General features: G+C 68.6%; 14 protein-coding genes. 5 read left to right on the top strand and 9 right to left on the bottom strand.

Going from position 1 to position 14220, the window contains the following annotated elements; genetic code table 11:
- Positions 1 to 65: 65 nt before the first annotated feature.
- From ACVCMI_RS03320 to ACVCMI_RS03310, 3 genes are all read right to left on the bottom strand, one after another.
- A complete protein-coding gene (locus ACVCMI_RS03320; RefSeq protein ID WP_395121105.1) occupies positions 66 to 617 on the bottom strand; it encodes a hypothetical protein in 552 nt (183 codons plus the stop codon).
- A complete protein-coding gene (locus tag ACVCMI_RS03315) occupies positions 617 to 1147 on the bottom strand; it encodes a peroxiredoxin (RefSeq protein WP_395121104.1) in 531 nt (176 codons plus the stop codon). Before ACVCMI_RS03315 ends, ACVCMI_RS03320 begins: the two co-directional genes overlap by 1 nt.
- A 105-nt stretch (positions 1148 to 1252) precedes the next feature.
- Positions 1253 to 1711: a hypothetical protein gene (locus tag ACVCMI_RS03310; RefSeq protein ID WP_395121102.1), complete on the bottom strand. Its 459-nt coding sequence runs from the start codon at positions 1709 to 1711 to the stop codon at positions 1253 to 1255.
- A 228-nt stretch (positions 1712 to 1939) separates the two neighbouring features.
- On the opposite strand from ACVCMI_RS03310, the gene ACVCMI_RS03305 reads away from it, so the two are divergent.
- Positions 1940 to 2356: a universal stress protein gene (locus ACVCMI_RS03305; RefSeq protein WP_395121100.1), complete on the top strand. Its 417-nt coding sequence runs from the start codon at positions 1940 to 1942 to the stop codon at positions 2354 to 2356.
- Between the two features lie 14 nt (positions 2357 to 2370).
- On the opposite strand, the gene ACVCMI_RS03300 is transcribed toward ACVCMI_RS03305, so the two are convergent.
- The 3 genes from ACVCMI_RS03300 to ACVCMI_RS03290 all read right to left on the bottom strand — a co-directional run bounded on the left by ACVCMI_RS03300 (position 2371) and on the right by ACVCMI_RS03290 (position 3995).
- Entirely contained in the window at positions 2371 to 2820 is a 450-nt protein-coding gene (locus ACVCMI_RS03300) for a DUF6491 family protein (protein ID WP_447097447.1), read from the bottom strand.
- A gap of 68 nt (positions 2821 to 2888) precedes the next feature.
- The gene (locus ACVCMI_RS03295; RefSeq protein ID WP_447097448.1) at positions 2889 to 3617 is read right to left on the bottom strand and encodes a hypothetical protein; all 729 of its coding nucleotides are present in this window, start codon (positions 3615 to 3617) and stop codon (positions 2889 to 2891) included.
- Between the two features lie 75 nt (positions 3618 to 3692).
- Positions 3693 to 3995, bottom strand: a complete 303-nt coding sequence (locus tag ACVCMI_RS03290) for a DUF3247 family protein (RefSeq protein ID WP_395121096.1) — start codon at positions 3993 to 3995, stop codon at positions 3693 to 3695.
- 129 nt (positions 3996 to 4124) lie between these two features.
- Here ACVCMI_RS03290 and ACVCMI_RS03285 point away from each other — a divergent pair, with 129 nt between their 5' ends.
- From ACVCMI_RS03285 to ACVCMI_RS03270, 4 genes are all read left to right on the top strand, one after another.
- The gene (locus tag ACVCMI_RS03285; protein ID WP_447097449.1) at positions 4125 to 5042 is read left to right on the top strand and encodes an arginine deiminase-related protein; all 918 of its coding nucleotides are present in this window, start codon (positions 4125 to 4127) and stop codon (positions 5040 to 5042) included.
- A gap of 216 nt (positions 5043 to 5258) precedes the next feature.
- Positions 5259 to 5930 (top strand): glutathione S-transferase family protein, encoded by a 672-nt coding sequence (locus tag ACVCMI_RS03280; protein WP_447097450.1) that lies wholly within the window; start codon positions 5259 to 5261, stop codon positions 5928 to 5930.
- Between the two features lie 91 nt (positions 5931 to 6021).
- Positions 6022 to 6363 (top strand): hypothetical protein, encoded by a 342-nt coding sequence (locus ACVCMI_RS03275; protein ID WP_395121091.1) that lies wholly within the window; start codon positions 6022 to 6024, stop codon positions 6361 to 6363.
- A 108-nt stretch (positions 6364 to 6471) separates the two neighbouring features.
- On the top strand, positions 6472 to 8070 hold the full coding sequence (locus tag ACVCMI_RS03270; protein WP_447097451.1) for an MFS transporter: 1599 nt from the start codon (positions 6472 to 6474) through the stop codon (positions 8068 to 8070).
- Between the two features lie 54 nt (positions 8071 to 8124).
- Here ACVCMI_RS03270 and aceE read toward each other — a convergent pair whose 3' ends face one another.
- From aceE to ACVCMI_RS03255, 3 genes are all read right to left on the bottom strand, one after another.
- Complete coding sequence (gene aceE / locus ACVCMI_RS03265; RefSeq protein WP_447097452.1) at positions 8125 to 10851, bottom strand: pyruvate dehydrogenase (acetyl-transferring), homodimeric type; 2727 nt, start codon at positions 10849 to 10851, stop codon at positions 8125 to 8127.
- Positions 10852 to 11001: 150 nt separating this feature from the next.
- Complete coding sequence (locus ACVCMI_RS03260; protein WP_447097453.1) at positions 11002 to 11868, bottom strand: class I SAM-dependent methyltransferase; 867 nt, start codon at positions 11866 to 11868, stop codon at positions 11002 to 11004.
- A gap of 34 nt (positions 11869 to 11902) precedes the next feature.
- Positions 11903 to 14194: an NADP-dependent malic enzyme gene (locus ACVCMI_RS03255; protein WP_447097454.1), complete on the bottom strand. Its 2292-nt coding sequence runs from the start codon at positions 14192 to 14194 to the stop codon at positions 11903 to 11905.
- Positions 14195 to 14220: the final 26 nt, after the last annotated feature.

Below are 14220 nucleotides of genomic sequence, written 5' to 3'. Positions count from 1 at the left end.
CCCTGGCTGTCGGGCAGCCTGTTCCGCCCGAAGATGCTTCCGTGGCTTTTGCGCAGCCGGACTTCTCAGCGCCGCGCGTGAAACTGCATGCGCACCGCCGGCGTGCCTAGCCGCCAGCTCAGCCACAGCAGCACCGGCACGGCGAGGCCTTTCAGCACCAGCGCCAGCAGGTAGCTGCGGCGCGCGTGCAGCACGGCTTGTTGCAGGGCGGCCTGGTCGTGCAGTTGGCCCAGGGCGTCGCGGCTGGCCTGCAGCAGCTGCGGCCATTGCGCCAGCATGGCGCCGCCGCTGGCCAGCATCCACAGCGCCAGCACCGCGGCGGCCACGCGCATCGCCGGGCGCGCCCAGGCCTGGCGCAGGATGCAGCCGGCGCACAGCACGATAAGCGTGAAAGCGGCCAGCAGGTAGGCGATATCCCAGGCCAGCAGCCGGTGCAGCGTGCGCAGGGCGGCGCTGTCGGCGGCGTAGGCGTGGCGCTGGCTCCACAGCAGTTGCGCGTGGCTGAGATACTGCACGCAACCGAACGCCGCCAGCAGCAGCAACAGCCACACCAGCACACGCCACAGCATGAACCGGCGACCGCGCGACAGCGGCTCCGCGCGCATCGCCACCGGCATCAGGAAGCCGCCTTCAGCGTGGCCAGATCGGCCAGCACCTGGGCGGAGTTCTTCTCCGGGTCGACGTCGGTGTAGACCTTGGCGATGTGGCCCTGCGGATCGATCAGGAAGGTGGTGCGCCTGGCGTAGTGCATGCCCATGCGCGAGGTAAGCACGCCATAGGCGGTGGCGACCGTGCGCTCGGCGTCGGACAGCAGCGGGAATGGCACGTGGTATTTCTCGGCGAACTCGGCGTGGGACTTGACGTCATCCAGGCTCACGCCGACCACGTCGGCACCGGCCTGGCGCAGCTTGGCGATGTCGTCGCGGAAAGTGCATACCTCGGTGGTGCAGCCGGGGGTGAAATCCTTGGGATAGAAGTACAGCACCAGCCAGTGGCCGTGGTAGTCGGCCGGGCTGCGCCAATGGCCGGCCTGGTCCTGCAGGCGAAACGCCGGGGCGGCCTGGCCGACCTGCGGGCCGGCGGCAAACACCGGAGCCGCGAATGCGCACAACAGCGACAGGATGACGAGGCGGGCGAGGCGGCGCATGGCGGTTTCTCCACGACGAAAAACGGGGCGACCTGCGCAGTGTAGCGCCGCTGAAAAGGCGAAGGCGCCCGACGGGCGCCCTCGCGGCTTTCCTGGCGGAAACGATCAGGGACGACTGATGGTGAACTTGCCCACCGAGACGCCCAGGTTGACGCCCTCGCCGGTACCGGCCAGCGCCAGCGAAACGGTGCCCTTGGTCAGCACCTGCGCCTGCGAGCTCTTCACCACGCCGGCCTCGGCGCCGGCCTGGGCGTAGTCGCCAAAGACATCGGCGATGCCGTGCACGTTGCTGATCTCGCCCTTGCCGTTGTTGATGCGGTACTTGCCCGCGGTGAGACCGCCGCCGACCACGGTGATCTTGACGTTGGCGTGCTGGCCGTTGTCACAGGTGACGCTGCCGGTGCCTTCGGCGTGCTTGTACAGCAACGACCAGCCGGACAGGTTGTAGACCATGTCGCATTTCACGCTGGCGTCGGCGGCATGGGCGTTGCCGGCCGGCAGCACGGTCATCGCGCCGGCGCAGGCCAGCACCAGGGCGGCCATTCCAAAGGTGGACTTGATCATGGACTTTGCTCCTTGTAATGCAGGGATGGAAGGCGGCACCGAACTCTGGCCACGGCGGCCGCCCGCTCGTTGCGCTGCGGCAACGACGTGCGAATCGTGTGCATCGCGGCGTGACAATCGCGTGCAGGGTCATGAACCACCGTTCATCTGCAGGCGCACTGCGGCGTGACGGTTGCCTCGCGGCGTGCGCTCGCCGTAGGGTGGGCCTCGCAGCGCAAGGAGATCGAGATGATCAAGTATTCCCTGGTGGGTTACGACGGCTCGGATGCGTCGCAACGGGCATTCCGGTTCGCGGTCGAGCTGGCCCGCTGCACCGGCGGCCGCGTGCGCGTGGTGTGGGTGCTGCAGGTCAGCGAAGGCGGCGCCGACGCCTGCGCGCTGATGATGGCCGACTCCGGCACCCAGCGTGCGCAGGAACTGCTGGCCGAACTGGCCACGATCGTGCCGGACTCGGCCCAGCTGGTGGACATCGAGCTGACCCACGGCAGCCCCGGCGACGTGCTGCTCAGCCAGGTCGACGAGCACGGCGTGGATCACATCGTGATCGGCCACACCGAACGCGGTGCACTGGCGCGCTGGCTGCTGGGCTCGGTTTCGGGCAACGTGCTGGCGCGCGCGCACGTGCCGGTGACGATCGTGCGCTGACGGCAGCGGTTTTCTCAGTGGTCGGCCGCCGGCGTCTCGCGCGGTTTGGCGTCGATCTGGCGCTGCGCCTCCTGCGCGATGTGCAGTTGCCTGACGTCGATCGGCCGGATCTGCGAGATCACGCAGGGCGCGTACGGCCCGCCGGTCAGCACCTTGTCGAAGCGGCTGAACACGGTGCCGGAACTGGAGGTAAGGCCGATCGCCTGCGTGAACGGCAGGTTCTGGCAGGGGCCGTCGAGGTCGAGCAGCCAGGCCTGACTCGGCCGGGTGTAGACCACCACCTGGTGGTCGCCGAGCGGCTCCCACGACCACAGGGTGAAGAAATGGAAACTGCGCACCGGCGCACCGGCCGCGCTGGCGTATGCCGCCTCGCGCTGCCGTTCGCGCTGCGCCAGGGGCACGCTGGAGCAGGCGGCCAGCACGGCAACCAGCGCGAAAACGAGGCAGGAACGAACAGTGGACATGGCGAATCCTCCACGGAAAGACATCACGGACAACGCGCCAACCCGCGGTGACGTGTACCGCGCGACGCTCAGCGCTTGCCCGCCTTGCGCACCGGCTGCCACCTGGCAGGGTCGAAACCGCCGACTTCGTAGACCAGGTGACGATCCCTGGTGCCCTCCACCTGGGTGACGTCCAGCTGCAGCTTGCGGGTCTTCTCCAGCAGCGCGATGAAGGCCTTGTCGTCGCGGATCATCAGCGCCGGTTCGCCGCCGTCGGGGGCGAATGCCTTGATCCGCACCGGCTTGCCGTCGGCCTGGCCGGTGATGGTGCAGTTGCCGCGGCACACGAAGCCGGGCTTGCTGCCATAGAGGAAGGCACTCTGGCCCCAGCTGGTATGCCGGCGCAGCACCAGCCGCACCGGCTCGCCGTCGTCGCCCTGGCTGTAGATGCTGGCGGTCGATTGCGTGCCGCCGGCCATCGGCGCGACCTGGTAGGTCCACAGCGCGGCCAGCCGGTTCTTTTCGCTGTTTTCCTTGTAGCGCTTCTCGATCGCGGGCAACGTCTGCATCACTTCCTTCGCCGCATCGCTGTGCGGGAAGCGTTGCACGATGTCCTTGCCCATCGTCACCACCATCTCGTCGTTGTGCAGTTTCAGCAATTGGCGATAGGTGTCGAGGTTGCGCGCCGCGGTGGCGGCGTCGGCTGCGGCTTTCTGCTGCTGCGCGGTGAGCTCGGGCGTGCCCGGGCCTTGCGAACAGCCGGCGAGCAGCACGGCGCAGAAAGCCAGCGGGGCACAACGGAGCAGGACGCGATTCATCGACGGCATACCAGGCGAAGGGCAGCGGCTAGCTTGGAACGATCCGCGGTCGCGGTGCAACCGCGCGGGATGCTTTCAGCTCTCGCTGGCCATGATCGAATCGACGTGCTCCACCCGCCTGATCCGATCCAGCCATACCCGCTGGTGCCACGTCGGAACATCCGGGCGCTCCAGCTGCACCTCGGCGTTGATGCCTTCGCGGCCCTGCGGGTCGCGAAACACCTGCACGCTGGGCCGCATGCTGACCACGCCGTCGCAACTGCTGCCATCGCTCAGCAACAGCACCACGTGGCCATTGGCAGGCAGCTGGTGCACCAGTGCCTCCAGTCGATCGATGTCGTCCTCGCGGACGAGGACGCTGGGTGCGTTTTGGCCCATGCGACAGCCCTCACTGACCAGTGGAAGCCCGACCCTATCCGCGTCCGCGGCAAGGGCGCGTCAACGAAGCGCGCCCGGGGACGGGAACGGATATGCTGCCAGCCCGCGAGAACCCATGGAGCCGTCCCGTTGATCACCACGTCGCCCAGCGAATTCCTGCACGCCTTCGCCACACTCGCGCCACGGGACGGCGCCGCCGCCACGGCGCGCGCCGCCTATCTGGTGGCCCCGGCAGAGTTCGCCCTGGCGGCGGAATCGGCACGCGACAACCGCTACATGGACATGAACCTGGCGGTCGACCCGCTCAAGGCGCTGGCCCAGCACGGAGCGCTGGCGCAGGCACTGCGCGCGGATCTGCCGGTGATCACCTTCCCCGGCGATCCGGCAACCCCTGACGCGGTGTTCCCCAACAATGTGTTCGCCACCGCGCCGGGGCGGCTGATCGTCGGCCGCATGCGCCATCCGGTGCGCCAGCGCGAGGCCGAACGCCACGACATCCGCGCCTTCTTCGGCGAGGTGCTGGGCTATGACGAGATCGACCTGTCCGGCTGCGAGGGCCTGGTCGCCGAACTGACCGGCTCGCTGGTCATCGACCGCGCCCGCGGCGTCGGCTACTGCGGCCTCAGCGAACGCTGCGACATGGCTGGCGCGCAAGCCATGCACAAGGCTTTCGACTTGCGCCTGACCTACTGTTTCGAGCTGGCCGACGCCGAATACCACACCAACGTGTTGCTGACTCTGCTCGCCAGCCGCGCGGCGATCATCGCGGCCGATGGCTTCCGCGATCCGGCCGCGGCACAGGCGATCGCCACGGCGTATGGCGATCGCGCGATCTGGCTGACGCCGGCACAGAAGCAGGCGTTCGCCGGCAACGCCATCACGCTCTCCGACGAGCGCGTGTGGATGAGCGCCCGCGCCGCCGCCTCGCTCACCGGCGCACAGCGCGCGGCGCTGGCCGGTTACGGCTTCACCATCGGCGCAGTGGAACTGGGCGAGATCGAGAAGGCCGGCGGCAGCCTGCGCTGCTGCGTGGGCGAGATCTACTGATCGCGAGCCGGGAGATCTCCGCGGATCGCCAGCACCAGACGAATCAGCGCTTCGCGGGCCCGCCGACGCGGCTGGAATTGCACGCACTGAACAAGGGCGCGACGTACGTGGTGACGGTGGAGGCATCCGACGAACGCGGGGGGTCGGGGCTGTCGCGGATCGCGGTGCCGGAACCCCGAGCTTGCAGCTGGCGGTGCGGTACGTTCTGATGCACGGGTGATCACCGTCCATCATCTCGACAACTCGCGCTCGCAGCGCATCCTGTGGCTGCTGGAAGAGCTCGGCCTGCCATACGAGATCAAGCGTTACCTGCGCGATCCCGGGACCATGCTGGCCCCGGCGGAGCTGCGCGCGGTGCACCCGCTGGGCAAGTCGCCCGTCATCACGGACGGCGAACTCACGCTGGCCGAATCCGGCGCGATCGTCGAGTACCTGGCCGATCGCCACGGCGCCGGCACGCTGATTCCCGCGCACGGCACGCCCGAACGGCTGCGCTGCAACTACTGGCTGCATTACGCCGAAGGGTCGGCGATGCCGCCGCTGCTGCTCAAGCTGGTGTTCCGGCGCGTCGAGGCGGCGCCGATGCCGTTCTACGCCAGGCCGGTGGCGAAGCGCATCGCGCGTACGGCGCAGCGCGGTTTCGTCGATCCGCAACTGAAACTCCATCTCGACTACATGGAAGGCGAGCTGGGCCAGCGCGACTGGTTCGTCGGCGACCGCTTCAGCGTGGCGGACATCCAGCTGAGTTTTCCGCTGGAAGCCTTCGCTGCGCGCGGCGGACTGGATGCACGTCATCCGCGGCTGTCCGCCTTCCTGCAGCGCATCCATGCGCGGCCCGCCTACCAGCGCGCGCTGCAGCGCGGCGGCGAGTATCGGCTCGGCGGCTGAACGGCGCGATGGTCACGGCGACCTGGTTTTACGCGGTGGTCACGGCGCCACAGGCAGATTGGCGTTCCCGCTGTACCTGAAGGAGACCGCCATGCATCACCGGGAAATCGAGCAGCATCTTCGCGATGCCGCGGAGGTCGCCGCCGAGCGTGCCGGCGACCGTGCGCACGAATACGCCGACGGCGCTGGCAGCGCGATGCGTGGCCTGTTCCGGCACGGCCAGCGCATCCGCGACCGCTTCTCCGACCGCGGCAGCGACTACCGGCGGCAATTGACGCGCGTCGCCGGCGATCTCGCCGACGAGGCGAACTACCGCTATCGCCGCGCACGCCGCCAGGTGCAGCGGCATCCGGTGGCCACGGTCGCGATCATCGCCGGCACCATCGGCGCGTTCCTGCTGTTGCGTCGCGCATTCCGCAGCGACGACGAATGAACCACTGAACCACGCGCAAGCCGCCCCGGCACCGGTAATGGCCGGCGTCGTGGCGGCATGCCGCCGAGTCGCTGCTAAGCTGCGACTTGCCCTTCCGGCGGTCGTCGCATGGCTCGCACCGATCTCACTTTCCATCACCCGGTCGCATTCTGGCTTGGCTGTGCCGCGGTGATCGCCGGCGTGCTGGCGCATCTGCCGATGCTGGCGATGGCCGCGCCGATGCACTACCGGCTCGCCGGCATGCCGATGGACGGCCTGATGCTCGCCGGCATGGCGCTGGTGCCGCTGGGCGTGCTGCTGGCGGCCTACGGGCTGATGCCGCGGATGGAGCAGATGCGCCGCACCGCCCATCCGGATCGCGGCGCGGTGTCGTTCCACGTCGCCGACAACGTGCCGCTCAACCGCGAGCACTGGAAGCTGGTCGGCGTGCTCACCGTCGCGCTGGCGGTGGACGTGATGAAGCCGGCCACGATCGGCTTCGCGATGCCGGGCATGGCGGCCGAGTACGGCATCAGCGGTTCCACCGCGGGCTTCCTGGCCTTGTCGGCGCTGACCGGCACCGTGGTCGGCTCGGTGGTATGGGGCCGGCTGGGCGATCTGTTCGGCCGCCGCGCGGCGATCCTGCTGTCGGCGCTGATGTTCATGGGCACGGCCATCTGCGGCGCGATGCCGGCGTTCGGCGGCAACCTGGTGATGTGCTTCATGATGGGCGCCGCTGCCGGCGGCATGTTGCCGATCACCTTCACCCTGATGGCCGAGACCATCCCCACGCGGCACCGCGGTTGGCTGCTGGTGGCGCTGGGCGGCGTCGGCACTTCGGCCGGCTACCTGCTCGCCTCCGGCGCGGCGACCCTCTTCGAGCCGACCTACAGCTGGCGCTCGCTGTGGCTGCTGAACCTGCCCACCGGCGCGCTGATCGTGCTGCTCAACCGCTACATTCCGGAGTCGCCGCGCTTCCTCGCCCTGAGTGGCCTGGAGGAGCAGGCGCGCGCGGTGCTGCAGCGCTTCTCCGGGCAGGCGGCGCCGGTCCACCTCGATACCGGGGCGGTCATCGCGCCGGCCCATGCGGCGCGCCTCGGCATGCGCGCGCTGCTGCGCGGCCGCCACGCCGCGATCACCTGGGGGCTGCTGACCTGCGCGGTGGCCTGGGGTCTGGCCAACTTCGGTTTCCTGCTGTGGCTGCCGGCGAACCTGGTCACGCTGGGCGTCGATGCGCAGGCCAGCGCGGCGTTGCTGGCGCGCTCGGCGCTGCTCGCCTTGCCCGGCATCGCCCTGGTGGTGTGGGGCTATCAGCGCTGGAGCAGCATCCGCACGCTGGTGCTGTTCATCGCCCTGACCGCCGCCGCACTGTTGCTGTTCTGCGCGATCGGCGCCATGCAGCTGCGCTCGCCGGCGCTGACCACCACCGCCACGGTGCTGCTGTTGCTGAGCATCAGCGGGGTGATCGCCACGCTGATCCCGTACGCGGCGGAGATCTACCCGGTGCACCTGCGCAGCACCGGCGCCGGACTGATCGCCGGCGGCTCGAAGTTCGGCGGCATCTTGGGCGCGCTGCTGGGCGTGTCCGGCCTGTTCGGGCACTTCGTGCTGTCGGCGCTGCTGATCGCCCTGCCGATGGGGCTGGCGGCATGGATGCTCGCCCGCCGCGGCATCGAGACCCGCGGGCATGGACTGGAAGCGATCCAGCAGGCTCTGTCGGCGGAGTGACAGGCAGCGAAAAGCCGCCCCGGAGGGCGGCTTTTCCGATCGCGGCGACCCGGCTCAGACGGTCAGCGGGTTGGGCTTGTCCGGGTCGAGCTTGTACTCCTTGATCGCGCGGCTGACGTCCTTGGCGTTGACCTTGCCTTCCTTCGCCAGCGCGGCCAGCGCGGCGTGGGCGATCCAGTAGCGGCTGATCTCGAAGAACTCGCGCAGGTGCTCGCGGGTGTCGGAGCGGCCGTAACCGTCGGCGCCCAGCGCGGTGAACGAGCGACCCTCGGGCATGAAGGCGCGCACCTGGTCGACCATGCCGCGCACGTATTCGCTGGCGGCGATCACCGGGCCGTCGCGCCCGGCCAGGTTGGCGGTGACGTGCGGCACGCGCTGCTTCGCTTCCGGATGCAGGCGGTTCCAGCGCTCGCAGTCGAAGCCGTCGCGCGATAGTTCGCTGAAGCTGGGGCAGGACCAGATGTCGGCCTTCACGCCGAAGTCGGCATCCAGCAGCTCGGCCGCCGCAATCGCCTCGATCAGCGAACCGCCCGCCGCCATCAGCTGCACGCACGGCGCGCCGGTCTTGCCCTTGCTCTTGCCCTTGCCTGAATCCCGATTCCCCAATCCCGAGTCCCGGAACAGATACATGCCCTTGACGATGCCGTCGTAGCAGCCCTCGGGCATGTCCGGGTGGACATAGTTCTCGTTGGTGGTGGTGATGTAATAGAAGACGTCCTGCTGCTCTTCGTACATCTCCTTGACGCCGTGGTGCAGCAACACCGCCACCTCGTACGACCAGGTCGGGTCGTAGGCGCGGCAGTTGGGGAAGGTGCCTGCCATCAGGTGCGAGGCACAGTCCGAATGCTGCAGGCCTTCGCCGGGGAAACTGGCGCCGGCGGTGGCGCCGACCAGGAAGCCGCGCGCGCGCTGGTCGCCAGCGGCCCAGATCAGGTCGCCGATGCGCCGGAAGCCGAAGAACGAGTAGTAGATGAAGAACGGCAGCATCGGCTGGTTGGACAGCGAATAGCTGGTGCCCGCCGCGATCCACGCCGACACGCCGCCAGCCTCGGAGATGCCTTCCTGCAGCACCTGGCCGTCCTGCGCCTCGCGGTAGTACAGCAGCTGGTCGGCATCCTGCGGACGATACTTCTGGCCGAACGGCGCGTAGATGCCGATCTGCCGGAACATGCCCTCCATGCCGAAGGTGCGCGCCTCGTCGGCCACGATCGGCACCACGCGCGGGCCGAGCTGCTTGTCGCGCAGCAACAGGTTCATGCCGCGCACCAGCGCCATGGTGTTGGAGATCTCGCGCTCGCCGCTGCCCTTGGTGATCTGCTCGAACGCGGACAACTCCGGCGCCTTGCACGGCACGTCGGTGCGGCGGCGGCGCTGCGGCAGGAAGCCGCCCAGCGCGCGACGGCGTTCCAGCATGTATTCCACCTCCGGCGAGTTCGGGCCGGGGTGGTAGTACGGCACGCTGTCCAGCTTGTCGTCGGGCACCGGAATCTGGAAACGATCGCGGAACGTGCGCACGGCATCGCCGGTCATCTTCTTCTGCTGATGGGTGGGGTTCTCCGCCTCGCCCGAGCCGATGCCCATGCCGTAACCCTTCACCGTCTTGGCCAGGATCACCGTGGGCATGCCCTTGGTGTTCACCGCCGCGTGGTAGGCGGCGTAGACCTTGTGCGGATCATGGCCGCCGCGATTCAGGCGCCAGACGTCGTCATCGCTGAAGTTGGCCACCATCTCGCGGGTCTGCGGGTACTTGCCGAAGAAATGCTCGCGCGTGTAGGCGCCGCCGAAGGCCTTGCAGGCCTGGTATTCGCCGTCCACGGTTTCCATCATCAGCTTGCGCAGCGTGCCGTCCTTGTCGCGCGCCAGCAGCGCATCCCAGTAGCTGCCCCAGATCACCTTGATGGCGTTCCAGCCGGCGCCGCGGAACACGCCCTCCAGCTCCTGGATGATCTTGCCGTTGCCGCGCACCGGGCCGTCCAGCCGCTGCAGGTTGCAGTTGATCACGAAGATCAGGTTGTCCAGGCCTTCGCGGCCGGCCAGCGAGATCGCGCCCAGCGATTCCGGCTCGTCCACTTCGCCGTCGCCGAGGAAGCACCATATCTTGCGGTCGGTCTTGGGTATCAGGCCGCGGTTCTCCAGGTAGCGGAAGAACTGCGCCTGGTAGATCGCCTGGATCGGACCCAGCCCCATCGACACGGTGGGCACCTGCCAGTAGTCCGGCATCAGCCACGGGTGTGGATAGGAGGTGAGCGACTGCTCGCCGCCGACCACGTCGGCGCGGAACAGGTCGAGCCGCTCCTCGCCGATGCGGCCTTCGAGGAAGGAGCGCGCATAGATGCCAGGGCTGATGTGGCCCTGGTAGCCGATCAAGTCGCCGGGGTGGTCGGCGCTGGGGGCACGCCAGAAATGGTTGAAGCCCACGTCGTACAGCGTGGCCGAGGAGGCGAAGCTGGCGATGTGGCCGCCCAGCGAACCGGGCCGGCGGTTGGCGCGCACCACCATCGCCATCGCGTTCCAGCGGATCAGGCAGCGGATGCGCCACTCCATCGCCGCATCGCCGGGGCTCTTGGCCTCCATCCCGGGCGGGATCGTGTTGACGTATTCGGTGGTCGGGTTGAACGGCAGGTAGCCACCCGAGCGACGGGTGGTGTCGACCATCTTCTCCAGCAGGTAATGCGCGCGCTCGGTACCGTCGTGCTGGATCACCGCATCGAGCGAATCGATCCACTCGCGGGTTTCGGTGGGGTCAAGATCCTGGTCCAGGATTTCGTCGAGCTGGTCCATCGGGGTTCTCCACGGCACCGTGGGGTGTGCCTGCAAAAGGTTCGCGCCGCCGGGGCCGCGGCGCGACAACACATGAGTTTAGTTGTTTGCCCGGATACCTGCCAATGGCGCCGGCACCGACGAAGACGGTTTCCGGCGGGAGAGGGACGGCTATCCGGCTTGCACGAGCTGCGGCACGGGCTTGCGCAGCACGACGATGTCCTGGTTGCCGTTCAGGCCGCCTTCGATGTGCTCGACCACGGCGAGATGGCGTGCCCAGTGCCGGCGTACATAGTCCACGGTGTGGAAGGTCGTCTGGTAGAAATCGGGCAGGCCGTCGACCTTGAAACGACCCTTGCGGTCGGTGCGATAGACAAACCCGTCAAGCGCCAGCGCGGCGAGTTCCTCCGCGGTGCAGCTGCCGGTGGCGGAACGGCCGTGGGTGGTGGCCAGCAGCAGGCCACCGGGCTTCAGCAGCCGCGCCATTTCGGCGAGCCACTCGTCCTGCGCCGGCGCATCGAGGTGGGTGAACAGCGACACGCTGTAGATGACGTCGAACATCCCGCCGGCATAAGCCGTCGGCGTGGCCGGGGTGTTGATCGCGAACCGGGCCACGGCGGAGAGGTTTTCCCGCGCCCAGTCGATGGCCTCCACGTCGATGTCCGAGCCGTGCATTTCGCAGGAGCTGGCGGCAGCCGCCAATTCGCCGATGACCCGGCCCGGCCCGCAGGCAAAGTCCAGCACGACCAGGTGCTCCGGCCGCACACCGTGCGCGGCCAGCGTGTCAAGCAGGCAGCGCGCGATGCGGCGGCCATTGGCCAGGTAGCTGGCCGAATCGAAAGCCCGATGCACCCGGTAGCGCAGCATGGGCGGCGGCAGGCCCAGCGCCGGCACGCCGGGGTCCACCCGGTTCGCCCGCGCCAACCGCAGGCGGAACTGCGCGTACCTCGCGGCACCGACGAGCCAGTACAACGGCGCGATGCGTTTCGCCATCTGGCGCAGTTGCCCCATCATGCCGTCCATCGAACTGCGTGCCATGCGCTGCGTCCCTGCCGGTGGTGGTGTGTTCCGATCAACCGCGCCGGCTGCCCTGCGCGGCGCGGATCTGTGCATCGACCGCGGCCACCGCGGTCATGTTGACGATGCGGCGCACGGTGGAGGCTGGCGTGAGGATGTGCGCGGAGCGGTTGACGCCCATCAGGATCGGCCCGATCGAGACGCCGTCGGTCATCACCCGCACGATGTTGTAGGCGATGTTGGCCGCGTCCAGGTTCGGCATCACGAACAGGTTGGCGCGGCCGCTGAGCGTGGTGTGCGGGAACATGCGCAGGCGCAGCGCCTCGTCCCAGGCGGTGTCGGCCTGCATCTCGCCGTCCATGTCCAGCTTGGGCGCGCGCGCCTTGAGGATCTGCCAGGCCTTGCGCATCTTCGCCGCGCTGGGGTTGTCGTGGCTGCCGTAGTTGGAGTGCGAGAGCAGCGCCACCTTGGGCTCGATGCCGAAGTTCTTCAGCCGGTAGCAGGCCTGCAGCGTCGCCTCGGCGATCTGCTCGGCGGTGGGATCGACCTGCACGTGGGTGTCGAGGAAGAACCACGCACCCTTGTCGTTGATCACGCCGCTCATCGCCGAGGTGCACGACACGCCGGGGTCGAGCCCGAACACGCTGCGCAGGTAGCCGAGTTTCTTGTGGTAGCGACCCACGATGCCGCAGATCATGGCGTCCGCCTCGCCGCGTTCGACCATCATCGCGGCGATCAGGGTCGGCCGCGAGCGCAGCAGGTTCTTCGCCGCCGCCGGGCTGACCCCGCGCCGTTCGGTCATGGCGTGGTACTGCTGCCAGTAGTCGTTGAAGCGCGGGTCGTCGTGGATGTTGGTCAGCTCGAAATCCACGCCGGCGCGCATGCGCAGGCCCAGCCGCTGGATGCGCGTGTCGATCACGTCCGGGCGGCCGATCAGGATCGGCCGCGCGATGCGCTCGTCGATCACCGTCTGCACCGCGCGCAGCACGATCTCCTCCTCGCCCTCGGCGTATACCACCCGCTTGGGATCGGCGCGGGCGCGCTCGTACACCGGCTTCATCAGCAGGCCGGTGCGGTAGATGAACTGGCCGAGCTTCTCCTTGTAGGCGTCCATGTCCACGATCGGCCGGGTGGCCACGCCCGAATCCATCGCCGCCTGCGCCACCGCGGGCGCCAGCATCACCAGCAGGCGCCGGTCGAACGGACGCGGGATCAGGTATTCCGGGCCGAAACAGGGGATCTCGCCGCCGTAGGCACTGCCCAGGTCGGAGGCCTCCATGCGTGCCAGCGCGGCGATGGCGCGCACGCAGGCGGTCTTCATCGCCTCGTTGATCACGGTGGCGCCCACGTCCAGCGCACCGCGGAAGATATAGGGGAAGCACAGCGCGTTGTTGACCTGGTTCGGATAATCCGAACGGCCGGTGGCGATGATGCAGTCCGGCCGCACCGCCTTGGCGTCTTCCGGGGTGATCTCGGGGTTCGGGTTGGCCAGCGCCAGGATCACCGGGCGCTCGGCCATCGTGGCGACCATCTCCGGCTTGAGGATGCCGCCGGCGGACAGGCCCAGGAACACGTCCGCCCCCGCCACGATCTCGGCCAGGCTGCGCTTGGGCGTGTCGCGCGCGTAGCGCGCCTTGTCCGGGTCGAGGTTGCTGCGGCCGGTGTGGATCACGCCCTCGCGGTCGAACGCGAGGATGTTCTCCGGCCGCACGCCCAGCGCCACCAGCATGTCGAGGCAGGCGATGCCGGCTGCACCGGCGCCGGTGGTGGCGAGCTTGATGTCCGCGATGTTCTTGCCGACCACCTCCAGCGCATTGACCAGGGCGGCGCCGACGATGATCGCGGTGCCGTGCTGGTCATCGTGGAACACCGGGATCTTCATCCGCTCGCGCAGCTTGCGCTCGACGATGAAGCACTCCGGCGCCTTGATGTCCTCCAGGTTGATGCCGCCGAAGGTGGGCTCCAGGCTGGCGATGATCTCGACCAGCTTGTCCGGGTCGTTCTCGTCGATCTCGATGTCGAACACGTCGATGCCGGCGAACTTCTGGAACAGGATGCCCTTGCCTTCCATCACCGGCTTGGCCGCCAGCGGCCCGATGTCGCCCAGACCAAGCACCGCGGTGCCGTTGGTGATCACCGCCACCAGGTTGGAGCGTACGGTGTACTCCGCCGCCGTCGCGGGGTCCTCGACGATCGCGTCGCACGCCGCCGCCACGCCCGGCGAATACGCCAGCGACAGGTCGCGCTGGGTCAGCAGGGCGGTGGTCGGGGTGATCTTGATCTTGCCCGGCCGCGGATGACGGTGATACTCCAGCGCGGCGAGGCGCAGTTCTTCGGGGAGGGCCATGGGAGGGGCTTTTTTCCAGTGAGTGG

Source organism: Rhodanobacter sp. UC4448_H15 (assembly GCF_052978265.1).
The sequence above is the reverse complement of the archived record's forward strand: the minus strand, read 5'-3'. Positions and strand labels throughout refer to the sequence as shown.